At 63.9% G+C, this 21,858-nt stretch carries 25 protein-coding genes; 10 read left to right on the top strand and 15 right to left on the bottom strand.

Features of this window, described 5'->3' with window-relative positions; translation table 11 throughout:
* Positions 1-194: 194 nt before the first annotated feature.
* The 5 genes from ACP2AV_RS09195 (at position 195) to ACP2AV_RS09175 (ending at position 4,119) form a co-directional block, all read left to right on the top strand.
* The gene (locus ACP2AV_RS09195; RefSeq protein ID WP_426372380.1) at positions 195-1,280 is read left to right on the top strand and encodes an ABC transporter ATP-binding protein; all 1,086 of its coding nucleotides are present in this window, start codon (positions 195-197) and stop codon (positions 1,278-1,280) included.
* A gap of 135 nt (positions 1,281-1,415) precedes the next feature.
* A complete protein-coding gene (locus ACP2AV_RS09190) occupies positions 1,416-1,628 on the top strand; it encodes a twin-arginine translocase TatA/TatE family subunit (RefSeq protein ID WP_426372379.1) in 213 nt (70 codons plus the stop codon).
* A 27-nt stretch (positions 1,629-1,655) separates the two neighbouring features.
* Positions 1,656-2,321: a Sec-independent protein translocase protein TatB gene (gene tatB / locus ACP2AV_RS09185; protein ID WP_426372378.1), complete on the top strand. Its 666-nt coding sequence runs from the start codon at positions 1,656-1,658 to the stop codon at positions 2,319-2,321.
* On the top strand, positions 2,318-3,283 hold the full coding sequence (gene tatC / locus ACP2AV_RS09180; protein ID WP_426372377.1) for a twin-arginine translocase subunit TatC: 966 nt from the start codon (positions 2,318-2,320) through the stop codon (positions 3,281-3,283). Before tatB ends, tatC begins: the two co-directional genes overlap by 4 nt.
* A complete protein-coding gene (locus ACP2AV_RS09175) occupies positions 3,280-4,119 on the top strand; it encodes an ATP-binding protein (protein ID WP_426372376.1) in 840 nt (279 codons plus the stop codon). The genes tatC and ACP2AV_RS09175 overlap by 4 nt, the downstream gene beginning before the upstream one ends.
* Positions 4,120-4,282: 163 nt before the next feature.
* Here the strand turns inward: ACP2AV_RS09175 and ACP2AV_RS09170 are convergent, their stop codons facing one another.
* The 3 genes from ACP2AV_RS09170 to surE all read right to left on the bottom strand — a co-directional run bounded on the left by ACP2AV_RS09170 (position 4,283) and on the right by surE (position 7,018).
* Positions 4,283-5,428: a LysM peptidoglycan-binding domain-containing protein gene (locus ACP2AV_RS09170; RefSeq protein ID WP_426372375.1), complete on the bottom strand. Its 1,146-nt coding sequence runs from the start codon at positions 5,426-5,428 to the stop codon at positions 4,283-4,285.
* Between the two features lie 166 nt (positions 5,429-5,594).
* Positions 5,595-6,239: a protein-L-isoaspartate(D-aspartate) O-methyltransferase gene (locus ACP2AV_RS09165; RefSeq protein ID WP_426372374.1), complete on the bottom strand. Its 645-nt coding sequence runs from the start codon at positions 6,237-6,239 to the stop codon at positions 5,595-5,597.
* Positions 6,236-7,018 (bottom strand): 5'/3'-nucleotidase SurE, encoded by a 783-nt coding sequence (surE, locus tag ACP2AV_RS09160; protein WP_426372373.1) that lies wholly within the window; start codon positions 7,016-7,018, stop codon positions 6,236-6,238. Before surE ends, ACP2AV_RS09165 begins: the two co-directional genes overlap by 4 nt.
* Positions 7,019-7,172: 154 nt before the next feature.
* Here surE and ACP2AV_RS09155 point away from each other — a divergent pair, with 154 nt between their 5' ends.
* Positions 7,173-7,712, top strand: a complete 540-nt coding sequence (locus ACP2AV_RS09155) for a TetR/AcrR family transcriptional regulator (RefSeq protein WP_426372372.1) — start codon at positions 7,173-7,175, stop codon at positions 7,710-7,712.
* Here ACP2AV_RS09155 and ACP2AV_RS09150 read toward each other — a convergent pair.
* From ACP2AV_RS09150 to pyrC, 12 genes are all read right to left on the bottom strand, one after another.
* The gene (locus ACP2AV_RS09150) at positions 7,698-8,342 is read right to left on the bottom strand and encodes an SDR family NAD(P)-dependent oxidoreductase (RefSeq protein ID WP_426372485.1); all 645 of its coding nucleotides are present in this window, start codon (positions 8,340-8,342) and stop codon (positions 7,698-7,700) included. The two genes, ACP2AV_RS09155 and ACP2AV_RS09150, sit on opposite strands and share 15 nt — an antisense overlap.
* Before the next feature lie 405 nt (positions 8,343-8,747).
* Complete coding sequence (gene purF / locus ACP2AV_RS09145; RefSeq protein WP_426372371.1) at positions 8,748-10,217, bottom strand: amidophosphoribosyltransferase; 1,470 nt, start codon at positions 10,215-10,217, stop codon at positions 8,748-8,750.
* A gap of 230 nt (positions 10,218-10,447) precedes the next feature.
* On the bottom strand, positions 10,448-11,002 hold the full coding sequence (locus ACP2AV_RS09140) for a CvpA family protein (RefSeq protein WP_426372370.1): 555 nt from the start codon (positions 11,000-11,002) through the stop codon (positions 10,448-10,450).
* 27 nt (positions 11,003-11,029) lie between these two features.
* On the bottom strand, positions 11,030-12,391 hold the full coding sequence (radA, locus tag ACP2AV_RS09135) for a DNA repair protein RadA (RefSeq protein WP_426372369.1): 1,362 nt from the start codon (positions 12,389-12,391) through the stop codon (positions 11,030-11,032).
* A gap of 9 nt (positions 12,392-12,400) precedes the next feature.
* On the bottom strand, positions 12,401-12,853 hold the full coding sequence (locus ACP2AV_RS09130) for a paraquat-inducible protein A (RefSeq protein ID WP_426372368.1): 453 nt from the start codon (positions 12,851-12,853) through the stop codon (positions 12,401-12,403).
* Positions 12,850-13,335 carry a hypothetical protein gene (locus tag ACP2AV_RS09125; protein ID WP_426372367.1) on the bottom strand — a complete coding sequence of 162 codons (486 nt, stop codon included), beginning with the start codon at positions 13,333-13,335 and terminating at the stop codon, positions 12,850-12,852. Before ACP2AV_RS09125 ends, ACP2AV_RS09130 begins: the two co-directional genes overlap by 4 nt.
* A 243-nt stretch (positions 13,336-13,578) precedes the next feature.
* Positions 13,579-14,325, bottom strand: a complete 747-nt coding sequence (locus ACP2AV_RS09120; RefSeq protein ID WP_426372366.1) for an ABC transporter ATP-binding protein — start codon at positions 14,323-14,325, stop codon at positions 13,579-13,581.
* Positions 14,322-15,104 (bottom strand): MlaE family ABC transporter permease, encoded by a 783-nt coding sequence (locus ACP2AV_RS09115; RefSeq protein ID WP_426372365.1) that lies wholly within the window; start codon positions 15,102-15,104, stop codon positions 14,322-14,324. Before ACP2AV_RS09115 ends, ACP2AV_RS09120 begins: the two co-directional genes overlap by 4 nt.
* On the bottom strand, positions 15,101-16,153 hold the full coding sequence (gene alr, locus ACP2AV_RS09110) for an alanine racemase (protein ID WP_426372364.1): 1,053 nt from the start codon (positions 16,151-16,153) through the stop codon (positions 15,101-15,103). Before alr ends, ACP2AV_RS09115 begins: the two co-directional genes overlap by 4 nt.
* A gap of 62 nt (positions 16,154-16,215) precedes the next feature.
* Positions 16,216-17,712 carry a replicative DNA helicase gene (locus ACP2AV_RS09105; protein ID WP_426372363.1) on the bottom strand — a complete coding sequence of 499 codons (1,497 nt, stop codon included), beginning with the start codon at positions 17,710-17,712 and terminating at the stop codon, positions 16,216-16,218.
* Between the two features lie 230 nt (positions 17,713-17,942).
* Positions 17,943-18,638, bottom strand: coding sequence for an orotate phosphoribosyltransferase (locus ACP2AV_RS09100; protein ID WP_426372362.1), 696 nt, complete (start codon positions 18,636-18,638; stop codon positions 17,943-17,945).
* Positions 18,639-18,717: 79 nt separating this feature from the next.
* A complete protein-coding gene (gene pyrC / locus ACP2AV_RS09095; protein ID WP_426372361.1) occupies positions 18,718-19,758 on the bottom strand; it encodes a dihydroorotase in 1,041 nt (346 codons plus the stop codon).
* A gap of 182 nt (positions 19,759-19,940) precedes the next feature.
* On the opposite strand from pyrC, the gene ACP2AV_RS09090 reads away from it, so the two are divergent.
* From ACP2AV_RS09090 to ACP2AV_RS09075, 4 genes are read left to right on the top strand one after another with little or no spacing between them, the layout of a single operon-like run.
* Positions 19,941-20,753 (top strand): urease accessory protein UreD, encoded by an 813-nt coding sequence (locus tag ACP2AV_RS09090; RefSeq protein ID WP_426372360.1) that lies wholly within the window; start codon positions 19,941-19,943, stop codon positions 20,751-20,753.
* A gap of 10 nt (positions 20,754-20,763) precedes the next feature.
* Positions 20,764-21,066 (top strand): urease subunit gamma, encoded by a 303-nt coding sequence (locus ACP2AV_RS09085; protein WP_426372359.1) that lies wholly within the window; start codon positions 20,764-20,766, stop codon positions 21,064-21,066.
* A 37-nt stretch (positions 21,067-21,103) separates the two neighbouring features.
* Entirely contained in the window at positions 21,104-21,412 is a 309-nt protein-coding gene (locus ACP2AV_RS09080; RefSeq protein ID WP_426372358.1) for an urease subunit beta, read from the top strand.
* On the top strand, positions 21,409-21,723 hold the full coding sequence (locus ACP2AV_RS09075; protein ID WP_426372357.1) for an antifreeze protein: 315 nt from the start codon (positions 21,409-21,411) through the stop codon (positions 21,721-21,723). Before ACP2AV_RS09080 ends, ACP2AV_RS09075 begins: the two co-directional genes overlap by 4 nt.
* Positions 21,724-21,858: the final 135 nt, after the last annotated feature.

The following is a 21,858-nucleotide window of genomic DNA, read 5'->3' as shown; positions in this document are numbered from 1 at the left end:
CCTGACCCATGCCCTGACCCATGCCCTGACCTGTGGCCCATAGGGAATCGCCCACATCCCCCACGGTTTTTACAGCGGGGCTGAGGCAGGGCTGACCCCGGACGCCCGCAAAAGCGTCGCAGCGGGCGGATGTTGCTAAGCGCGCGCGGGGCTGCTAACTCGGCCCCCTACCTGACTGTTTTGCTGGGATACCCATGCCCGCCGCTACACCGCGCCTTGAAATTCGCAACATCACCCGTCAGTTCGGCGGGCGCACGGTTGTGGATAATGTGTCATTGTCGGTGATGCCGGGGCAGGTGACGTGCCTGCTGGGTCCGTCGGGTTGCGGCAAGTCGACCACGCTGCGGGTGATCGCGGGGGTCGACATGCAAGACAGCGGCACCATCCATGTGGACGGCAAACTGGTGTGCGACACGGTCTATCGGGTGCCACCCGAAGGCCGGTCCATCGGCCTGATGTTCCAGGATTTCGCCCTGTTCCCGCATCTGAGCGTCGAAGACAACGTGGCTTTTGGCCTGAAAGGCGCGCGCGGGCAAAAGCGGGCGCGGGTGGAAGATCTGCTGGCGCGGGTCGGGTTGAGCGGCGCGATCGACAAGTTTCCCCACCAGCTGTCGGGGGGCGAACAGCAGCGCGTGGCACTGGCCCGCGCCCTGGCGCCGCGCCCGTCGATCATGCTGATGGACGAGCCGTTTTCCGGCCTGGATGAGCGCCTGAAGGACGATATCCGTGACGCCACGCTGGACGTTCTGAAAGAAGAAGGCACCGCCGTTTTGCTGGTCACGCATGAGCCGGACGAGGCAATGCGCATGGCCGATGATATCGCGCTGATGCGGGGCGGGCGCATCGTGCAGCAGGGCGCGCCCTATAACGTGTATAACGCGCCGGTTGACCGCGCCGCGGCCGGATTTTTCAGTGATATCAACGTGATCACGGGCACCGTGCAGGGCGCGCTGGTTGACACCGCCTTTGGCGAATTCCTGGCCCCCGGCCATCGCGACGGCACGCGCGTGGATATCGTGATCCGGCCCCAGCATTTGCGGATTGACTTTGATCGCGACGGGCGCGGCCCGAATCCGACCCCCCAGGACGGCGTCCCGGCGCGCGGCATCGTGCAGCGCGCCCGCTTTATGGGGCGCGAAAGTCTTGTCGAATTTCGGATGGACTATGACGGGTCGATCCTGCGCGCCACGGTGCCGTCGGTGTTCATGCCAAAACCGGGCACGCCGCTGTGGCTGATGCTGCGTCGCGAACGCTGCTTTGTCTTTCCGCAGCGCGACTGATCGCACGCCATTCGCCCCTGTCCGTTCACAAATAAGCATATAAACACTTTTGAGCCTTTTATCGGCGCGCGCGACGCAATAGATAAGGTACCTGAGTTTGCGGGCCTAAATCCCGCACCCAAACGGAGATTCGAGATGCTCAACAATATCGGTCTTCCCGGCCTGATCCTGATCGCCATCGTTGTTCTGGTCCTGTTTGGCCGCGGCAAGATATCGTCGCTGATGGGCGAAGTCGGCAAAGGTATCACCGCGTTCAAGAGGGGCGTTGATGACGGGAAAAAAGAGCTGGATACACAGGACGCCGAGCTGCGCGACGTGACCCCCGCCGAGGAAAAGGACAAGGCGTAAGCGCCCGTCCCACCGGAGACTTCGCGCATGTTTGGCATCGGCACGTCCGAGCTCATCGTGATCGGGATCGTGGCGCTCATCGTGGTGGGCCCCAAGGATCTGCCGGTCATGTTCCGTACCCTTGGTCGGTTCACCGGCAAGGCGCGTGCAATGGCGCGCGAATTCAGCCGCGCGATGGACGACGCAGCCGATCAATCGGGGATGAAAGACGCGGCCGATACGCTCAAGGCGGCGGCGAACCCGCGCTCTTTTGGCATGGACAAGCTGAAGGACGCCGCGAGCGCTTTCGAAGACTGGGACCCATCGGCCAAGGTGGCGGCCCCGGAAACCCCCAAGCTGAGCGAAGAGCGCGCCGAAGCGGCCCGCAAGATCGCCGCGAAAACCGCCGACGCCGCGCGTGAGCGTCAGGCGCGCGATGCGGGCGAAGCCGGTGCGCCGGCCAAGGGCGTAGCAGATGCTGCCCCGGCAAAAGCACCCGCTGCGAAAAAGCCTGCCGCCAAGGATGCCGCACCCAAGAAGCCGGCAGCCAAGAAGCCGGCAGCCAAGAAACCTGCGGCGAAAAAGCCGGCTGCCAAGACCACACAGGCCAAGACCGCACAGGCGAAGCCGGCTGCCAAAAAACCGCCTGCCAAAACGCCTGCTGCCAAAAAGGCCACCCCAAAGACCCCCGCCAAGGATAAAGCCGCGAAATGAGCGACGAGGACACGATCGAAGACAGCTCGGCCCCGCTGATCGAGCATCTGGCCGAACTGCGCTCGCGGCTGATCCGCGCCGCCATCGCCTTTATCATCGGCATGGTTTTGGCCTTTACCGTGGCCGAACCGATCCTGCAGTTCCTGCTGGGCCCGATCGAAGAAACCCTGCGCGAACTGGGCGACCCGTCGCCCACGATGCAGTACACCAGCCCGCAAGAATACCTGTTCACGCTGTTTCGTATTTCGATGGTTTTCGGATTTGCGCTGGCCTTCCCGGTGATTTCCTACCAGCTGTGGCGCTTCGTGGCCCCGGGTCTGTACAAGTCGGAAAAAGGCGCGTTCCTGCCGTTTCTCATCGCATCGCCCTTCATGTTCCTGCTGGGCGCCAGCTTTGCCCATTTCGTGGTCACGCCGCTGGCGATGGCGTTTTTCCTGGGCTTTGCCGATGTCAGTTCGATCTTTGCCAACCTGATGTCGAACACGGCGCCCGATCTGCCGCCCGATGCGGCCGTGGTGCCCGAAACGGCCGATGGAGTCAGGATCACCTTTTTCGGCAAGGTAAACGAATCGCTGGATATCACGCTGAAATTCATCATGGCCTTTGGCCTGTGCTTTCAGTTGCCGGTGCTTTTGACGCTGATGGGCAAGGCCGGTCTGGTCAGTTCCAAGGGGCTGAGCAAGGTGCGCAAATACGCCATGGTGGCGATCCTTGTGCTGGCCGCGCTGGTCACGCCGCCAGATGTGACCACGCAAGCGATTTTGTTCGTCGTGGTCTATGGGCTGTACGAAGTGTCGATCCTGCTGGTGCGCTATGTCGAAAAAGACCGCGAAAAGAAGTTGAAAGCTGAAGGACTGTGGGATGAGGATATCCACGGCGATGGAGGTTTCGGTGATGCAGATTTCGAAGACGATGCAGACACCTTGCTGGGGCCGGACGATGACGAAGGGCGCAAGCCGTGACTGACGCGGCCCTGACCCGCATCGCCGAGGCGCTGGAACGCCTGTCGCCCCCGCCCAGCCGCGCGCCCGATTTCGCGCTGGCCGATGCCTTTGTCTGGCATGTGGCGCCCGATCGTCTGTCGCCGGTGCCGCGCGTCAACCGCGTTGCGCTGGACCTGCTGGTGGGGGTCGACCGGTCGCGCGACACGCTGCTGGCCAATACGGTCCAATTTGCCCGCGGCTTTCCGGCCAACAACGCGCTGCTCTGGGGCGCGCGCGGGATGGGCAAATCGTCTTTGGTCAAGGCGGTGCACGCGGCGGTGGTGGCGCAGGGTCATGCGCTGAAAATCGTTGAAGTGCAGCGCGAGGATCTGCCCAGCATCGGCCGGCTCTTGGGGCTGTTGCGGGCGTCTGAGCACCGGTTCGTGCTGTTTTGCGATGATCTGTCCTTCAGCCACGACGATCAGCACTACAAATCGCTCAAGGCTGTTCTGGATGGCGGGATCGAAGGGCGCCCGGACAACGTGGTGTTTTATGCCACGTCGAACCGGCGCCATCTGATGCCGCGCGACATGATTGAAAACGAACGCTCATCCGCGATCAACCCGTCCGAAGCAAGCGAAGAAAAAGTGTCGCTGTCGGACCGGTTCGGGCTGTGGTTGGGTTTCCACCCCTGCAGCCAGGACGAATACCTGACCATGATCCGGGGCTATTGCGATGCCCACGGGGTTCAGATTTCCGACGAAGACATGCACGCCGAAGCGATCGAATGGCAGGCCACGCGCGGTGGGCGGTCGGGCCGGGTGGCCTGGCAGTATTTCACCGATCTGGCCGGACGGCGGGGCATCGCGCTCTAGCTAGCGCTGACACGGCGATGGCGCCCTGCGGATGGGGGGCACGGCTGGTTGTGCTGGCAGTTTGGCCCGCTAGTCGGGGCGGTCATGGGCCAAGCTGGGACCGGGCGGGTGCGATGCCTGCCAGAATTCCCTGCCGCCCAGACCCGACGCTTTTTCGAAATGCTTATTCGAAATACGGGGCCGGATCGACGGCTTGCGTGCCTTTGAAGGTCATGAACTGTAGCGCGCCGAATTCGTTCTGCGCGACGGTGGCCACGGCTTGCCCGCGCTTGACGCTCTGGCCCTTTTTCACCGCAATGTCCTTGATGAAACTATAGGCGGTCTGCAGCCCGCCGCCGTGGTCGAGCACCAGGATTTCCACCCCGTCGGCGTTCTTGGACACCAGCTTGACCGTGCCGTCTGCAGCGGCCTGGACCGGGGTGCCATTCGACGCCTTGAACAGCACGAATGCCGATTTCGACTTGTCGAAGGTGCGGATGATCGGCCCCGAAACGGGCAGGGCGAAACGGGCGCTGGTGGTCTGTTCGGCGCCCAGATCGGGCGACGCAGGCGCGGGCGCGGGCTTTGCGGTTGTCTTTTCGGCGGGCAGGGGCGCGGCGGCCGACGGCGGGACCGGGGTGGGCGATCCGACACCGGGCGCAGGCGCTGCGGCGGGTTTGGCCGCAGTCTGGTTGCTCGCGGCGACGGGGATCAGCAGCGCCTGACCTTCGCGCAGGCTCAGATCGGTGCCCAGGCCGTTCCATTCCGCCAGGTCTTTGACCGACACGCCGTATTTGCGGGCGATGGAATAGGCGGTTTCGCCGCGGGCCACGCGGTGCTGGTTCGGTTCAAGCCCGGTCTGGGCGCCGGGCGGGGCGATAGTGGAACTTTCGGCCCGATCGATGGCATTCCCGGCCAGGGTGGTCACGTCGACCTGATCGGCCGGGCGGATCGGCCCGGTGCCCACAGCGCCCGTGGCGGGCGATGGTTCGGGAACGCGGGTGGGCAGCGCGATGATTTCGCCGTCGCGCAGGGGGGTGTCCAGGCTGATGCCGTTGTGCCGGGCCAGGGTGGCCGCATCGACGCCAACACGGCTGGCCACATCGGCGATCTTGTCACCACGCCGGGCCACGACAACCTGGTAGTTGGGATAGGAAATTACGCCGCGATCATCCGGGGCGGGGCGCGGCGCGCTGGCCTGGCGGACCGCATCCGAAGTGTCGAACCCATTGCCCAGGTCACGCAGGTCGAAGTCGAAGGGCTGATTGGGATCGCAGGCGGCCAGCGCCATGCAGGTGGTTCCGAGAAACAGGAAACGGGTCAGGGCCATTGCTCATCATCCTCATATGCGCCGTTTTCGCGGCCCTCGTTGGATGGGGCCTTTGGCGCTCTTGCACTGCCGGGCGTTTGCCGCCCATCTACTCTTTGGGCCAACATACGCGAGTGAACGCGCTCTGCCTAGCCTGCCAAATGGGCGCCATACGCGCCCGTATGGATCAATCGTCCTGTCCCATGCCTTCCAACAGCGGAACGAACCGGACGGGGCGCAGTTCGTCATAATCAAAACCGGTTTCGGTGCGGGTCACCTTGATCAGGCTTTGGACGGCATCAGACTGGCCGACCGGCAGCACCATGATGCCGCCAACCTTCAACTGGGCCAGCAGCGGGCCGGGCGGATCTTCTGCCGCCGCGGCGACCAGAATCCGGTCAAAAGGTGCCTGGTCGGGCAGCCCGTGCGAGCCATCGGCGGAAAAGGCGGTCACATTGGTCAGGTCCAGCGCATCGAACACTTTTTTCGCCTCGCGCACCAGGCGCCGGTGCCGGTCCACCGTGTAGACGCGGCGGGCAAGGCAGGACAGGATCGCCGCCTGATAGCCCGACCCGGTGCCGACCTCGAGCACCTTGTCGCGCGGTTGCACGTTGAGCGCCTGTGTCATCAGCCCCACCACCGACGGCTGGCTGATCGTCTGCCCGCACGCGATCGGCAGGGGCATGTCTTCGTAGGCGCGTTCGGCGAACAACCCTTTGACGAACCGGCCCCGGTCGATCTTTTCCATCGCTTCCAGCGTGCGCTTGTCGGTCACGCCCTTGGAACGGATCGCGTAAAGAAACTGCATCAACCGTTCGGGGTCGGTGGTCATCCCATCGCCTCTTGCAGCCCGGCCAAGGCGTCATAGGCGGTCAGGTCGGCCCGCATCGGCGTGATCGAAATATAGTCGTCCAAATTCGCGTGAACATCCGTTCCCGGCGCGGTCGGGGCGTTCTGGATGCCGCCCTTGATCCACAGGAACCGTTTGCCGGCGGGGGAATCATGTGCTTCGACACTGAAATGCGTGTCCTTGCGGAACCCTTGCGCCACGACGCGGTGGCCCTTGACCTGATCGGCCGGGACGGGCGGGAAATTCACGTTGTAGAACAGCCGGTAATCGGCGTTGTCCCACTGCCCATAGTCCAGAAGGGCGCGCACCGTTGCCGCGCCGTGCAGGCGGGCCGCTTCGAACATATCGGGTTCGTTGAAGTTGCGCGGGCCCAGGAACTGCGAAAACGCAATCGCCGGCAGACCCTGCAAGGCCGCTTCCATCGCGCCGCCGATGGTGCCGGAATAGAGCGTGTTCTGGCCTGCGTTGTTGCCGCGGTTGACGCCCGACAGGACCAGGTCGGGGCGCGCGTCCATCACCTCGTAGAGCGCGGCCAAGACACAATCGGCGGGCGAGCCTTCTGTCGCGTATCGCCGTTCGCCCATCTTGGCCAGCAGCATCGGGTGGGTGTAGCTGATGCAATGGGCCACCCCCGATTGTTCAAAGGCGGGCGCCACGGTCCAGACTTCGCCGTCCGGCCCTGCGATGTCCTGGGCGATGGCCTGCAACACCTCAAGTCCCGGTGCGTTGATCCCGTCGTCGTTGGTGATGAGAATGCGCATGGGGTCCCCCTGATGACTGCTCTGCCCCCTGTCTAGTGGAGGCTCTGGCGGGCGACAAGCGGGCAGGGCCGTTAAACCGTCGTTAACCTTGGCGACATACGGTCCGGTACGGGCGCAAAACGCTGCCCGACGCCACCGTATGGAGAACGAGAACATGGCCAAATCAAAACTAACCCGCCAGGACTGGATCGCGGCGGCCGAAGATGCCCTGCGCAGTGGCGGGCCTTTTGCGGTCCGTGTTGAACCCATTGCACGCACGCTTGGCGTGTCCAAGGGATCGTTTTATTGGCATTTCAAGGACCTGCGGACAATGATCGAGGCGCTGTGGAGCGGCTGGCGGGACCAGGCGATCGCCCGTGTCGCGCAGTCTTCGGACCGGGACGCGTTGCCGGTCAAGCGCCTGATGGAATGGGTCAATGGCGAGGACGCGCGCGAGGACGACATGTTCACATCCACCGAAGCGGCGCTGCGGTCCTGGGCCCTGACCGAGCCCGTACTGGCCCGTATGGTGCGCGAAGTTGACAATGCCCGGATCAACGACCTGGCCGACAGTCTGCGCGCAACGGGCGTCAGCCGACCGGGTCACGCCGCCCAGATGTTGCACGCGACCAAGCTGGGCCTGTCTGCACTGGGATCTGGCGGCACGGCCGAACGGCGCGCCCTGTTGGAGCTGGTCAGCTCAGAGGCTGGCTAGCAGGCGTCTGGCCTCAGACGCGGGGCTGGCCAGCGCGCTGCGATCTTCGCCCGGAAAGAACCGGGCGCGCACGGCGGTGGGCATCGGCGCGGGCGTCAGAACCCGCACAACGGTGCCGCCCTGAACTGCCTCGGCCTCCCACGAACGGGCCAGCGCGATCTGCGCCGCCTTGGTGGACCCATAAGAGCCAAAGAATTTTTGGCCCGCACGCGGGTCATCAAAGAAAAGCGCCATGGACGCGTCGGAATAGCCCAGCAAGGCCCCGATCATCGGAACCAGATGGCCCATGGCGGTCACGTTCACCTCTACCGATTTTCCCCAGTCTTTGGCGTCGATGTGGTGGGCCGGGGTCAGCGGCGCGGCATGGATCGCCGTATGCGCCCAAAGATCGGCGCGCCCCCAGCGGTCGTGAATGGCGCGGCACAGATGGGCCATCGCATCGGCGTTTGTGATGTCCATCGGGGCCAGCGTCGCTTCGCCGCCGCGCGCCTTGATCCGGTCGTCCAATTCTTCCAGCGCGCCGGTGGTTCGGGCCACGGCCACGATGTGATGCGTGGGGCAGAGTTCTTCGGCCAGCGCGGCGCCAAGACCGCGCGAGGCCCCGGTGATGAGGGCGATTTTCTTATCCATGGCGCGGGGTTTGGCGGGTTTGCGCGGCGCGGTCAAGCCCTGCGCATTGCGCGCCGCCGCCGTGCGATCACCTGCCGCAAGCCGGTCGGTCCGGATCGACGCGCCCGGATCGCAGAGCCCACCAGACAAGTGGCGCGGGCCGCGTTAGGTAGCGCGCGCCGATCGGGGGTCCTGGCCCGTGCGTACGGTGCGGCAAAACGGGCCGAAAGCAACATTTCAATTGTGGGGGGCGGCATCTGCGCCCTGTTTGCCCCGCCTCACGCAAGGGGAATGGCGCGGGACGTGCGTTCGCTGAACGGTACAGAAGGAATGCGGTGGCGTGCGGCGATTTGCAGGCGCCGCGCGATCCGCCGCGCGCCGCGCCCATCTGCTGGCACCACCGCAGTGCCAGCCGCTACCGGGCGGTTATTCCGCGGCGGGTTTCAGCTGAAAGCCCTTTTCGATCATGTCGGCCGGTTCCACCGGATATTCGCCGGAAAAACACGCATCGCAATAGCGCGGGCTGGCGGGATCGCGCCCTTCGGCCACGCCGGCGGCGCGATAGAGCCCGTCGAGCGAAATGAACCGCAGACTGTCCACGCCCAGATGGTCGCGCATTTCATCTTCGGACATGTTGGCGGCCAGCAATTTTTCGCGTTCGGGCGTGTCGACGCCGTAGAAACAGGGCCAGGCGGTGGGCGGGCTGGCGATGCGAAAGTGCACCTCGGCCGCGCCGGCGTCCAGGATCATATCCTTGATCTTGCGGCTGGTTGTGCCGCGCACCACCGAGTCATCAACCAGGATCACCCGCTTGCCGCGGATCAGCGCCCGGTTCACGTTCAGCTTCAGCCGAACGCCCATGTTGCGGATCTGCTCGGTCGGTTCGATAAAGGTGCGGCCCATGTACTGGTTGCGGATGATCCCCATCGCGTAGGGAATTCCGCTTTCTTGCGAAAACCCGATGGCCGCGGGCGTTCCGCTATCGGGCACGGGGCAGACCAGATCGGCGTCGACCGGCGCTTCGCGCGCCAGTTCCACACCGATCTGCCGGCGGGTTTCATAGACCGACCGCCCTTCGAGGATCGAGTCGGGCCGTGAGAAATAGACATGTTCAAAGATGCAAAAGCGCGATTTCTTGGGTTCGAACGGCTTGAAGCTTTCAACGCCGCGCTCGGCGGAAATCACGACCATTTCACCGGGTTCGATGTCGCGGATGAATTCGGCGCCAATGATGTCCAGCGCACAGGTTTCCGAGCTTAGCGCCCAGCCATCGCCGATCTTGCCCAGCACCAGCGGGCGCACGCCCAGCGGGTCGCGCACGCCGATCAGTTTGGTGCGGGTCATGGCAACGACGGAAAACGCGCCTTCGACACGGCGCAGCGCGTCTTTCATCCGTTCAGGAATGTTGCGCTGCAGCGAGCGGGCCATCAGGTGGATGATGCATTCGCTGTCAGACGAGGATTGAAAGATCGAGCCGCGCTCGATCAGTTCGCGCCGCAGCTGGTCCGCGTTGGTGATGTTGCCGTTATGGGCGATCGCCGCGCCACCCATCGAAAATTCGCCAAAGAAAGGCTGGACGTCGCGGATCGCGGTGTTGCCCTTGTTGCCGGCAGTGGAATAGCGCACGTGGCCGATTCCGATGGGACCGGGCAGGGTTTCCATGACCTTGTGCGAGGTAAAGTTGTCGCGCACGTAGCCAAAGCGGCGGGCGCTGTTAAAGCCCTGTTCGGGATCGTGGACGACAATGCCGCCCGCTTCTTGTCCGCGATGTTGAAGGGCGTGCAGGCCGAGCGCGACGAAGTTGGCCGCGTCAGCGACGCCGGCCACGCCGAAGACGCCGCACTCCTCTTTTAGTTTGTCGTCGTCAAAGGGATGGGCAGGGGGCATCGCGCGCATGAGGGCGTGGGCTCCGAATTCGGAATGTGGCAGGTTAAGGGTCGTTTAACGGCTTGGGCCGCGGCTGTCACGAAAGGATCGCAGAACTTTTTCGCGAGAAGTGCAAAAAAATGTATAAAAGAACATCGCCGCCCGGTCAGGCGGCGATGTGTATCACAATACGGGCAGTGTCAGATGCCGCCGGATCAGGCGCAAAAGTGTCAAATGCTGCGGGGTCAGACGCCGCAGTGTCAGACGCCGCAGTGGCCGACCAGCGTGTTGTAGCGCTCGATGATCCAGCCGGGCGCGTCATCGGGGATTTGTTCGGCCAGTGAATCCTGCGAGCGGGCAAACACCTTGGCCGTGCGGCTTTCGCCGACGTGCAGCACGTCTTCGCCCAGCACGACGTTGTCATAGACGATCAGCGCGACGGCAACCAACAGCACCCCGCGCGCCACGCCGAACAAAAAGCCCAGCCCCTGATCGACGGCCCCGACGGCCGACCGCTGCACGACCGACGAAAACAACGGTGTGAACACGGATACGACCACAAGGGCCAGCGCAAAGATCGCCGCAAAACCGGCGATGGTCGACAATTCGCAACTGTCGGCCAGGAATTCCTTGACGTAGGGAATTTCCTTGATCAGCGGCACTGCCTTGGGGGCGAACATATAGGCCAGAATGGCCGCCGCGATCCAGCCGACGATCGACATCGCTTCGCGCACAAACCCGCGCGAATAGGCCAGGATGGCCGATATGATGATGACCAGCGCGACCACGCCGTCGATGATGTTGAACCCTTCCATCGGTTCAGTCCTTTTTGCCAGCGACGCTTAGCCTGCGCCGAATACTTCTCCTACGACCCCAGCAAGGTCGGCCATGGTCTGCAAAGACAGGCCGCCGCCGTCGCCCTTGGAGCGGGCTGGCAGGATCGCCCCGTGAAACCCCAGTTTGGCGGCTTCTTTCAGGCGATTGTCCGTCTGGCCGACGGGTCTTAGCGCACCTGATAGGCTAATCTCGCCAAAAACGACAGTATCGGCGGGCAGGGCGGTGTCTTCGCGCGCAGAAAGTAGCGCGGCGGCCACAGCCAGATCGGCGGCGGGTTCCGAGATCTTGATGCCGCCGGCCACGTTCAGATAGACATCGAGCCCGCCAAAGGGAATGCCGCAGCGGCTTTCCAGCACCGCCAGAATCATGGCTAGGCGGGCGCCGTCCCAGCCCACCGTGGTGCGGCGCGCCTGGGCGTGGGGCGACGGGGCGACAAGGGCCTGGAATTCCACCAGAACGGGGCGGGTGCCTTCGATTCCGGCAAAGACGACACTGCCCGGCGCGGGGGTGTCGCGTTCGGACAGGAACAGGGCGGATGGGTTTGCGACCTCGGCCAGCCCGTCGCCGGTCATTTCGAAAACGCCGATTTCGTCGGCCGGGCCGAAGCGGTTCTTGACCGCGCGCAGGATGCGGAACTGGTGGCCGCGTTCGCCTTCGAAATAGAGCACCGTGTCGACCATGTGTTCGACCACGCGCGGGCCGGCGATCTGACCTTCCTTGGTGACATGACCGACCAGCACCACGCTGATCCCGTTGCGCTTGGCAAAGGTGGTCAGTTCATGCGCCGCGGCGCGCACTTGCGCCACGCTGCCCGGCGCGCTTTCGACGTTGTCGGCCCACATCGTCTGGATCGAATCGATGATCGCCAGGTCGGGTTTTTCAGCCTCCAGCGTGGTCAGAATGTCGCGCAGGTTGGTTTCGGCGGCCAGTTTGACGGGCGCGTCTTTCAGCCCCAGCCGCTGAGCACGCATGCGGACCTGGGCGCTGGCCTCTTCGCCCGACACATAGATGCATTTCAGCCCGCCCCGCGCAAAGCTGGCCGCGGCCTGCAAAAGCAGCGTCGATTTGCCGATGCCCGGATCGCCGCCGACAAGAATCGCGCTGGCAGGCACAAGCCCTCCGCCCAGCACCCGGTCAAGTTCGCCCATGCCTGAATTGGTGCGGGGTGGGGGCGCCTCTTCGGTGGCCAGATCGGTCAGCGGAATTTTTCGCCCGCGCATGGCGCCCAGCGATTTGGCGGCGGGGCCGGCCGACAGGGGGGCCTCTTCGGCAATCGTGTTCCATTCGCCGCAGCTATCGCAGCGGCCGGACCATTTTGACGTGACCGCGCCGCAGGCGTTGCAGGTGAAGGATTTGGTTTTTGCCATAGGCGCTGATTACCCGTGTTCGGCGCGGCGGTGCAAGCGGTGCGTTGCCGCCGTGATGCCAAGCGATGCCAGCACGCAGAATGTGAACAGATAAAGGCCCCACCCGACGTCCAGTCGGCCCACGCCGATTCCCTTGGCCACGGTGATATAGATGGCGATCAGAAACACATCCGCCATCGCCAGCCGCCCAAGCACATGCACCGCCCCCAGCCATTCCGGCCCGGCCCGCCCGAAATGGACGGCCGATAGGGACAAGGTCTTGGCGATCGGGGCCACCAGCGCAAAGAGCACGACCAGAAGGGCAAGGAAGATATCCTCGGACCACAGGGCGGCGATGCCGGACAGGACGGTGATTTCCGTCATCCCGAACAGCGGCAGCAGACCCGCGCGCAGCAAAGGCGCGGCCCAAGCCAGGGGAAACAGCAATAGCAGGGCCAGGTTGGCCCACCGAAGAACGTTCATCCGGTGGACGTGGCACCCCCGGCGTGGGAATTCAAGCGGCGAGTCTTGAAGGCCGTGCGTTCGGCTTTTTGCGGGCCGGTCTCCATATCTGACCCGTGGGTGGGAAACCGCGTGTAGTCGTAGGTCGGGGGGCGCGCGCCCACCACGCTGTGGTCGATGTCGTCAGAGTAAACACTGGGGCTGTAGCCGTCCGACCGGCGCACGTAATAGCGCGACCGGCGGGTAAAGGCGCACACGACGATGGTGGCAATCCAGATTGGCGCGGCCGAGATCGCGGCGGCGACAGCGCCAAGCGGCACCTGGGGGGCAAACAGCAGGTCGCGGGCGGAATAGATGATCAGCGCGATGGCCGCGACAAAGACCAAACCGTATATCGGGCGATTGACGCTGCGCGAGCGGCGAAACCGGAACAGGGCCAGTGCGGCCACGATCAAAGGACAGGCGAAGAGGCTAAGGCGCAATATGATATCAAAAGGTGGCATCGTTACATAAACCCCCGATGGCTTTGTAAAGTTCCAAATTAACTTGGGTCGCCGCAATGTGGGTAGGTCATGGTAAACAAATGATAAACGGGGCACGAGAAACCGTGTTGCGGCGATGGTATTTCCCTTTGATCCTACCTTTCGCACCTGCAGCATGCGCGTTAATTTAGGTTAACGCGGCCGCATCGGCGGAATTTGACCCATCGGGGGATTTGTCGGCACAATTTTTGCGCCAAACCTGCGTTATCGCAGGGTTTCGATCGGGCCGGTGGCGCTGCCAGAGATAAACTGGCGCAAATAGGGATCGTCGGCGCTGTCCATGTCGGCCACGGGCCCCTCCCAGCGGATCGTGCCCCCGTGCAACATCGCCACGCGGTCGGCAATCGCGCGGACCGAGGTCATGTCGTGGGTGATGGTCATGGCCGTGGCGCCCATTTCGACGACGATTTCGCGGATCAGTTCGTTGATAACCCCCGACATGATCGGATCCAGCCCGGTGGTCGGTTCGTCGAAAAAGATGATTTCAGGTTCGGCGGCGATGGCGCGGGCCAGTCCGACGCGTTTTTGCATGCCGCCCGACAGTTCGGCGGGGAACAGATCGGCGACATCGGGGCCCAATCCCACGCGGCGCAGTTTTTCAATGGCGATTTCGCGCGCTTCTTTTATGGGGCGCTTGAGCGAGCCGCGCAGCAACCGAAAGGCGACGTTTTGCCAGACGGGCATGGAATCGAACAGCGCGCCACCCTGAAACAGCATGCCGAACCGGGCCAGGAAATTGTCACGGTCAACCTGGGTGACATCTTGCCCGCCCACTTCGATCCGCCCCTGATCGGGCGTCACAAGGCCCAGGACGCATTTCAGCAGCACCGACTTGCCGGTGCCCGAGCCGCCGATAATCACCGTGCTGGTGCCCTTGGGCACGTGCAGATCGACCCCGCGCAACACCTGCTTGGCGCCGAACGACTTATGTACGCCCTCGAGCCGGATCATGCGGAAAAGAACAGGTTGGTGAGCAGGAAGTTGGCCGCAAGGATCAGCATGGCGGCGGCTTCGACGCTGGTCTTGGTTGCGCGACCGACGCCTTGCGCCCCGCGGCCCGAGTTCATGCCGTGATAGCAGCCCATCAGCGTGGCGATTCCACCGAACACGCAGCCTTTGACCAGCGATGAGACGATGTCGATATTTTCAAGGAAATTCCATGTGTTGCGGATGTAGGTCGACGGGTTGAACCCCAGCTGGTGCACCGACACGATATAGCCCCCCATGATCCCGATCACATCGCCGATCCCCACCAGAATGGGCACCATGATCAGCCCGGCCAGAACGCGCGGCACGGTCAGGTATTTCATCGGATGGGTCGACAGGGTGACCAGCGCGTCGATCTGCTCGGTCACTTTCATGGTCGCGATTTCCGCGGCAATCGACGACGTCACCCGCGCGGCGATCATCAGGCCCACAAGCACGGGGCCAAGTTCGCGCACGACCCCGATGGCGACAATCTGGGGCACCACTGCTTCGACCGAAAAACGCGACCCGCCCGCATAGATCTGCAAGGCCAGCGCGCCGCCGGTGAAAAACGCGGTCAGCCCCACGACGGGCAGCGAAAAATAACCAATCGTCAAAAGCGATTGTGCGAATTCCCGGATGTAGAAAGGCGGGCGCAGCGCATGGGCAAATGTTTGCCCGGCAAAGATCGAAAACCGCCCGATACTGGCCAACAGGGCCAGCACGACCTGGCCCAGATGGCCCAGGGGCGCCAAGACGTTCATGCGCCCTGACCGGCGTAGTGCCGGGCATAGCGCGGACCCAGCTGGGTCAGGATTTCATAGCCGATGGTTCCGGCGATATCTGCCAGATCGTCCACACCTTGATCCGGCCCCAGCAGGTCCAGATACTGCACCGATTGCGCGCCCAGATGCGTGATGTCGACCGTCAGCAAATCCATCGACACCCGCCCGCGCAAAGGACAACGCGTGTCGCCGTGCCAAAGATCGACCTGGTTCGACAGGTGCCGGGTGATCCCGTCGGCATAGCCTGCGCTGAGCGTCGCGATGCGGGTGGGGGCCTGCGCGGTCCAGCTGTTGCCATAGCCTACGGTTTCGCCGGGTTGCAGATCGCGGATCTGGATGACCGGCAGCGACAGGCGCACGACCGGACGGGCGTCAGCAAAGGGCCGACCGCCGTACAGGCCGATTCCGGGGCGGGTCAGCGCAAAATGATAATCGGGCCCAAGCAGGATACCGCCCGTCGCCGACAGCGAGCGCGGCGCGCCGACCCCGTCGGTCATCTGGCGAAATGTCTTGAGCTGGCGCGCGTTCATCGGGTGGTCCGGCTCGTCCGCGCAGGCCAGGTGCGACATGACCAGTTCCGGGCCGGCGGGCAGGACGATGTCGCGCACCGCGGCCCATTCGGCCGGTTCCATGCCCAGGCGGTTCATGCCGGTGTCCAGTTGTACGCCAAAGGGGGCGCCGGGCAGGGCTTCGAAATGGCGGGTCAGCTGTTCGACCGAATTCAACATCGGCACCAGGCGCAGATTGCCGATCATGTCGCCATCCCCGGCCATGTGCCCGCCGAACACGTAAATCTCGGGGCCTTCGCCGATGGCCTGGCGCAGTTCGGCGCCTTCTTCGGCCTGGGCCACGAAAAAGCGCCGGGCGCCGGCGTCCAGCAGCGCGCGCGCGACCTTGACCGCGCCCAGCCCATAGGCGTCGGCCTTGACCACGGCGCCGGTCTGAACCGAAGCGCCCGAGGCCGCGTCCAGCGCGCGCCAGTTGGCGGTGATTGCGTCAAGGTCGATATGAAGGTCTGCGCGTGCCATGGGGCCGGTTGTGGCGGTCGCGCGCGCGGCGTGCAAGGGAAAACTTGGGCCGCGCGGCGCGATCAGTATCCGTCGTTGCCCTGGACCTGCTGATAGGGTTTGACCAGGTTGCCGAAACGGGTGAACTGGCCTTCGAAGCTCAGCTCGATCGTGCCGATGGGGCCGTGGCGCTGCTTGCCGATGATCACTTCGGCCTTGCCGTACAGGCGTTCCATTTCCTCTTGCCAGGCGACCATCTTGTCCAGTTCGTGATCGCCGGGTTTTTCGCGTTCCTTGTAGTATTCTTCGCGGAACACGAACATGACCACGTCGGCGTCCTGCTCGATCGAGCCTGATTCACGCAAGTCCGACAGTTGCGGGCGCTTGTCGTCGCGGCTTTCCACCTGACGCGACAGCTGCGACAGCGCGATCACGGGGATATCCAGTTCCTTGGCGATCGCCTTGAGCCCCATGGAAATTTCGGCGATTTCGTTGACGCGGTTGTCGTTGCGCCCCGTGCCGCGCACCAGTTGCAGATAGTCGACGATCAGCACATCCAGCCCGTGGCTGCGTTTCAGGCGGCGGGCGCGGGCGGCCAGCTGGCTGATCGGCAGGGCGGGGGTGTCATCGATGAACAGGGGGCAGGATTCCAGTTCCTTGGCGGCTTCGACAAAGCGCCGGAATTCGGCTTCGGTCATGTCGCCGCGGCGGATCTGTTCCGACGGCACTTCGGCCGCTTCGGACAGGATCCGGGCGGCCAGCTGTTCGCTGCTCATTTCCAGCGAATAAAAGCCCACGACACCGCCTTCGATGGTGCCTTCCGTGCCGTCGGGCTTTTTGCCCTTCTTGTAGGCCTTGGCGATGTTGTAGGCGATGTTGGTGGCCAGCGATGTTTTGCCCATCGACGGGCGCCCGGCAAGGATCAGCAGGTCTGACGGATGCAGCCCGCCCAGCTTTTTGTCCATGTCCACAAGGCCGGTCGAAATGCCCGATAACCCGCCATCGCGCTGATAGGCGGCATTGGCCACATTGACCGCATCGGTAACGGCCGACAGAAAGGACACAAAGCCGCTTTGTGTCTGGCCCTGTTCGGCCAGCCCGTAAAGCGCCTGTTCGGCCTGTACGATCTGGTCCACCGGATCGTTTTCGATATCGACCTTCTGCGCCTTGCCGGTGATTTCGTTGCCCAGTTCGATCAACTGGCGGCGCAGGGCGAAATCATAAATCATCTGCGCATAGTCGCGCACGGCGAATGACGAAATGGCGCTGCCGGCCAGGCGCACCAGATAGGCCGGCCCGCCCAGTTCCTTGAACCCGTCGTCTTCTTCGAACACGGCCTTGAGCGTGACGGGCGTGGCCAGCGTGTTCTTGGAGATCTTGAGCGCGCATGCCTCGTAGATGCGCCGATGCACCGGATCGTAGAAATGTTCGGCCTTCACGATCGATGCGATGCGATCATACAGATCGTTGTTCGTCAAAAGCGCGCCCAGCAGTTGCTGTTCGGCTTCGATGGAATGGGGCGCGGCAGGGATGTCCCCCTGATCCGCGCCTGACGGTGCGACTTTTGCGATTTCGTTCATTTTGCTCACCTGCCCCCCGGTGTTTGCCCGACTGGATACGGCAAGCGGGCCCGGGAATACTAGGCTGATAATTCTGTGGGTAACTGCCCGTAAGCCCTGTGGATCAAAAAGCGCGGGGCAGTCATTGCCTGTTCATCTTGTTGCGGGTGCAATCATACAATCCAGATGTTGATTCGAATACTCCGAATCGTGGGGCTTGTCCCCAGCCCATCCCCGCAGCTTATCCACAGCTATTTTTGTGACCCGCTTTGGGCCATCCGGGCCTCTTGCCAGGCACGCGGGGCCTTCAGGAAGCTTTCCACGTCGCTCAGGGTGGCGGCGCTGAAGGCGCCTTGGGCGCGCGCTTCGGCCAGTACATCCCACCACGTGCACAGGTGGTGCAACTGCACCCCGTGATCGCTCAGCGATTTCACCGTTTCGGGGAAGATGTCATAGTAGAAGATCACGGCCGTATGCCCGCAGGTCGCGCCGGTTTCGCGGATCGCGTCCACGAAGGACAGTTTCGATCCGCCGTCGGTGGTCAGATCCTCGACCAGCAGCACGCGCTGGCCTTCGCTCATCGCGCCTTCGATCCGCGCGTTGCGGCCATGGCCCTTGGGCTTTTTGCGCACATAGGTCATCGGCAGCGCCAGCCGTTCGGCCACCATGGCGGCAAAGGGAATGCCCGCGGTTTCCCCGCCCGCGATATTGTCAAAGGCTTCAAAGCCCGCATCGCGCATCACCGTCACGGCCATGAAATCCATCAGCGTCGCGCGGATGCGCGGAAAGCTGATCAGCTTGCGGCAATCGATATAGCTGGGCGACGGCAGGCCGCTGGCCAGCGTATAAGGTTCGTCCGTATTGAAATTGACCGCGCCGATTTCAAGCAGCATCCGCGCTGTGAGACGGGCGATTTCTTCCCTTGCGGGATAGGACGAAGGGATCATCGGCGGGCCTTTCTGATGCAGTTTTCTTGTGTTCCTAAATATCCCGCTCCGGGGCAAGGCCGATTTTCAGGCCTCATTTTCAGGCCTCAACGCGCCAGTGCAGCGCAAAGCCCGGATCGAACACCGTCAAAGGCCCCTCGGGCGTGTCGATCTTGGCGGGGTAGGGCACCGGGCTGCCCTTGGTCAGGGTGATCGTCGTTTCGTTGACCGGCAGGCCATAAAATGCCGGACCGTGGTGCGCGGTGAACCCTTCCAGCTTGTCCAGCGCGCCCTCCTGTTCGAACACTTCGGCCAGGATCGACATGGTGTTGGTCGCGGTGAAACAGCCCGCGCAGCCGCAGGCCGATTCCTTGTCCTTGTCCAGGTGCGGCGCGCTGTCGGTGCCAAGGAAAAACGTCGGATCGCCCGAGGTCGCGGCGGCGCGCAGGGCCAGCCGGTGCGTTTCGCGCTTGGCTAGGGGCAGGCAGTAGTAATGCGGCTTGATCCCGCCGACCAGAAGGTGGTTGCGGTTGATGACCAGATGATGCGTGGTGATCGTGGCGCCCACCGACGGGCCAGCGTCGCGGGCATAATCAACGCCGTCCTTGGTAGTGATATGTTCCATCACCACGCGCAGGCCGGGCGTGGCGCGGCGCAGCGGATCCAGCACGGTGTCGATGAACACCGCCTCGCGGTCGAAGATATCGACATCATCTCTGACCACTTCGCCGTGCACGCAAAGGGGCAGGCCGATCTGGGCCATTTTTTCCAGCACCGGACGCACCTTGTCGAAATCGTTCACGCCCGAGGCGCTGTTTGTGGTGGCCCCGGCGGGGTAAAGCTTGACCGCCTTGATCAGACCGCTGGCATGGGCTTCGGCCACATCCGCGGGATCGGTGTCTTCGGTCAGGTAGAGTGTCATCAGCGGCTCGAACAGCCCCACGCCGGGGGCGGCGGCCAGAATGCGTTCGCGGTAGGCCAGCGCCTGTGCGCCGGTCACGACCGGGGGCACAAGATTGGGCATGATGATCGCGCGGCCAAAATGGCGGACGGTTTCGGGAAGCACGGCTTTCAGCATCGCGCCATCGCGCAAATGCAGGTGCCAGTCATCGGGGCGGCAAATCGTCAGCGTGTCGGTCATGACGCATGGGTTAACATGCCTTTCAGGCGGGGACCACGGGCAAATCGCGCGCCGCGCGGTGTGCCTAATTCTTGGGCAACGCGGTGTGGGCATGCGCGTTTCTTTGGGGCGCCAGAGCGTCGGATATTGCGGCCCGGCGGGGCGGCAGTAGGTTAGAGCGGACGATCGGCGAAAGGACCCCGATGCTCGACCAGACATCGCCAGTGATGCAGCGCACCCGTGGGCGGGCTTTTGTGCGTGTGGGCGCGCGCGGGCTGCGCGATCTGCACCAGTCCGGGTCGGCCAAGGCGATGCTGCCGCGCATCCACGGGCCGGTGCCCGAGGTGGTGTTTCTGAACACCGCAGGCGGGCTGACGGGTGGAGACAGATTGTCCTACGAATTGCAGATTGAGTCGGGCGCGCATGTCGTGGGCACAACCCAGACGGCCGAGCGTGCCTATGCCAGCGCGGGCGGCGCGGCGCAGGTGGGCGTGGCCTTGTCGGTGGCGGCCGGGGCGCGGCTGGACTGGTTGCCGCAAGAAACGATCCTGTTCGAAGGGTCGAACCTGGCGCGCCAGACACGGGTCGATCTGGCTGGGGATGCGTCGGTATTGATGGTCGAAACGATCATCCTGGGCCGCAAGGCGATGGGCGAAACGATCGCCGCGCTGCATCTGGCTGACCGGCGCGAAGTCTGGCGTGACGGCGCCCCGGTGCTGATCGAACCGCTGGCGCTGGGCGCGCGCGCCCTTGCTCGGCGCGCATCCGGGGCCGTTCTGGGCGGGGCGCGGGCCGTGACAACGGTGGCGCTGGTTGCGCCCGGGGCGCAAGACGCTCTTGGCCCGGCCCGGCAGGTGCTGGACGGGTTGGACGGGGTCCAGGCGGCGGCCAGCGCATGGGACGGCAAGCTGGTGATCCGTGCGATGGCGGGCGACGGCTGGCCCTTGCGCCGGGCACTGGCGGCGATATTGACACAGCTGCGCGGCGCTGACCTGCCGCGCGTCTGGCAACTATGAGGAAGCGGGAATGAACCTGACACCTAGGGAAAAGGACAAGCTGCTGGTCAGCCTGGCGGCCATGGTGGCGCGCAACCGGCTGGAGCGGGGCGTCAAGCTGAACCACCCCGAAGCCATCGCGCTGATCACGGATTACGTGGTCGAAGGCGCGCGCGACGGGCGATCCGTGTCCGATCTGATGCAAGCAGGGGCAACCGTGGTGGCGCGCGAACAATGCATGGATGGCATCGCCGAGATGATCCACGAAGTGCAGGTCGAAGCAACATTTCCCGACGGCACCAAGTTGGTGACGGTCCACCATCCGATCCGCTGAGACGCGGGCAACGCAACGATACGAAGGAGCAACGCCGATGAACCCTGGGGAATATCTGGTCGCCGATGGCCAGATCGAATTGAACGCAGGGGCGGAGGTGACGGTCCTTGAGGTGTCCAATACCGGGGATCGTCCGGTGCAGGTGGGCAGCCACTATCATTTCGCCGAAACCAACAGCGCGCTGTCTTTCGACCGCGATGCAGCGCGCGGCCAGCGTCTGGACATCGCTGCGGGCACGGCGGTGCGGTTCGAACCGGGCCAGACCCGCGAGGTGTCTTTGATCCCCCTGTTGGGCAAGCGCACAGTCTATGGTTTCAACCAGGCTGTCATGGGGGCATTGGAATGAAACGTGCCGCTTCGCCTTTCGATCTGTGGACGCTTGGTCTGGACCTGACCTATCTTGCGGTTGAGGCGCAGACGGTTGTGGCGCTGCGGCTATGGGGGATGGCCGGGGTCTGGTCCGTCACGCCGAACGAACACACCCGCATGGTCACCGAAAAGACCCAGGCCTTCACCGAAAGCGCGTGGGGCGCGGCCAAGGTTGCGACAGGCGGGGGGCGCCCCGACCAGGTGGCCAGCGCCGCCATCCGACCGTTGCGCCGCAAGACCCGCGCCAATTCGCGCCGGCTGATCAAGCGGGGGCCGCGCGTCAAATGACCGCCGTGCCCCTGTTCCAACGCTTTGATGCGCCGCGCCCGGCGCTGACCGACACGTGCGCCGGCCCAGATAGTGCGGGCGTGCGCAGCCGGGTTGCGGCCAGTCTGCGCGCACGCTGTCGCCGCCGTTCCCCGA

Source organism: Aliiroseovarius sp. PTFE2010, from assembly GCF_049943335.1.
Classification (GTDB): Bacteria; Pseudomonadota; Alphaproteobacteria; order Rhodobacterales; family Rhodobacteraceae; genus JBNFVY01.
This window is presented reverse-complemented; position numbering and strand designations above follow the sequence as displayed.

What these genes read in the sequence shown, in the direction of transcription:
- ACP2AV_RS09170 (WP_426372375.1), bottom strand. Translation starts at nt 5,428, where the DNA reads ATGGCCCTGACCCGTTTCCTGTTTCTCGGAACCACCTGCATGGCGCTG.
- alr (WP_426372364.1), bottom strand. Translation starts at nt 16,153, where the DNA reads ATGGCACGCGCAGACCTTCATATCGACCTTGACGCAATCACCGCCAAC.
- ACP2AV_RS09165 (WP_426372374.1), bottom strand. Translation starts at nt 6,239, where the DNA reads ATGACCACCGACCCCGAACGGTTGATGCAGTTTCTTTACGCGATCCGT.
- surE (WP_426372373.1), bottom strand. Translation starts at nt 7,018, where the DNA reads ATGCGCATTCTCATCACCAACGACGACGGGATCAACGCACCGGGACTT.
- ACP2AV_RS09195 (WP_426372380.1), top strand. Translation starts at nt 195, where the DNA reads ATGCCCGCCGCTACACCGCGCCTTGAAATTCGCAACATCACCCGTCAG.
- ACP2AV_RS09115 (WP_426372365.1), bottom strand. Translation starts at nt 15,104, where the DNA reads ATGAACGTCTTGGCGCCCCTGGGCCATCTGGGCCAGGTCGTGCTGGCC.
- ACP2AV_RS09100 (WP_426372362.1), bottom strand. Translation starts at nt 18,638, where the DNA reads ATGATCCCTTCGTCCTATCCCGCAAGGGAAGAAATCGCCCGTCTCACA.
- ACP2AV_RS09140 (WP_426372370.1), bottom strand. Translation starts at nt 11,002, where the DNA reads ATGGAAGGGTTCAACATCATCGACGGCGTGGTCGCGCTGGTCATCATC.
- ACP2AV_RS09120 (WP_426372366.1), bottom strand. Translation starts at nt 14,325, where the DNA reads ATGATCCGGCTCGAGGGCGTACATAAGTCGTTCGGCGCCAAGCAGGTG.
- ACP2AV_RS09090 (WP_426372360.1), top strand. Translation starts at nt 19,941, where the DNA reads ATGCTCGACCAGACATCGCCAGTGATGCAGCGCACCCGTGGGCGGGCT.
- ACP2AV_RS09080 (WP_426372358.1), top strand. Translation starts at nt 21,104, where the DNA reads ATGAACCCTGGGGAATATCTGGTCGCCGATGGCCAGATCGAATTGAAC.
- tatB (WP_426372378.1), top strand. Translation starts at nt 1,656, where the DNA reads ATGTTTGGCATCGGCACGTCCGAGCTCATCGTGATCGGGATCGTGGCG.
- ACP2AV_RS09190 (WP_426372379.1), top strand. Translation starts at nt 1,416, where the DNA reads ATGCTCAACAATATCGGTCTTCCCGGCCTGATCCTGATCGCCATCGTT.
- radA (WP_426372369.1), bottom strand. Translation starts at nt 12,391, where the DNA reads ATGGCAAAAACCAAATCCTTCACCTGCAACGCCTGCGGCGCGGTCACG.
- tatC (WP_426372377.1), top strand. Translation starts at nt 2,318, where the DNA reads ATGAGCGACGAGGACACGATCGAAGACAGCTCGGCCCCGCTGATCGAG.
- purF (WP_426372371.1), bottom strand. Translation starts at nt 10,217, where the DNA reads ATGCGCGCGATGCCCCCTGCCCATCCCTTTGACGACGACAAACTAAAA.
- ACP2AV_RS09155 (WP_426372372.1), top strand. Translation starts at nt 7,173, where the DNA reads ATGGCCAAATCAAAACTAACCCGCCAGGACTGGATCGCGGCGGCCGAA.
- ACP2AV_RS09105 (WP_426372363.1), bottom strand. Translation starts at nt 17,712, where the DNA reads ATGAACGAAATCGCAAAAGTCGCACCGTCAGGCGCGGATCAGGGGGAC.
- pyrC (WP_426372361.1), bottom strand. Translation starts at nt 19,758, where the DNA reads ATGACCGACACGCTGACGATTTGCCGCCCCGATGACTGGCACCTGCAT.
- ACP2AV_RS09130 (WP_426372368.1), bottom strand. Translation starts at nt 12,853, where the DNA reads ATGAACGTTCTTCGGTGGGCCAACCTGGCCCTGCTATTGCTGTTTCCC.
- ACP2AV_RS09085 (WP_426372359.1), top strand. Translation starts at nt 20,764, where the DNA reads ATGAACCTGACACCTAGGGAAAAGGACAAGCTGCTGGTCAGCCTGGCG.
- ACP2AV_RS09075 (WP_426372357.1), top strand. Translation starts at nt 21,409, where the DNA reads ATGAAACGTGCCGCTTCGCCTTTCGATCTGTGGACGCTTGGTCTGGAC.
- ACP2AV_RS09125 (WP_426372367.1), bottom strand. Translation starts at nt 13,335, where the DNA reads ATGCCACCTTTTGATATCATATTGCGCCTTAGCCTCTTCGCCTGTCCT.
- ACP2AV_RS09150 (WP_426372485.1), bottom strand. Translation starts at nt 8,342, where the DNA reads ATGGATAAGAAAATCGCCCTCATCACCGGGGCCTCGCGCGGTCTTGGC.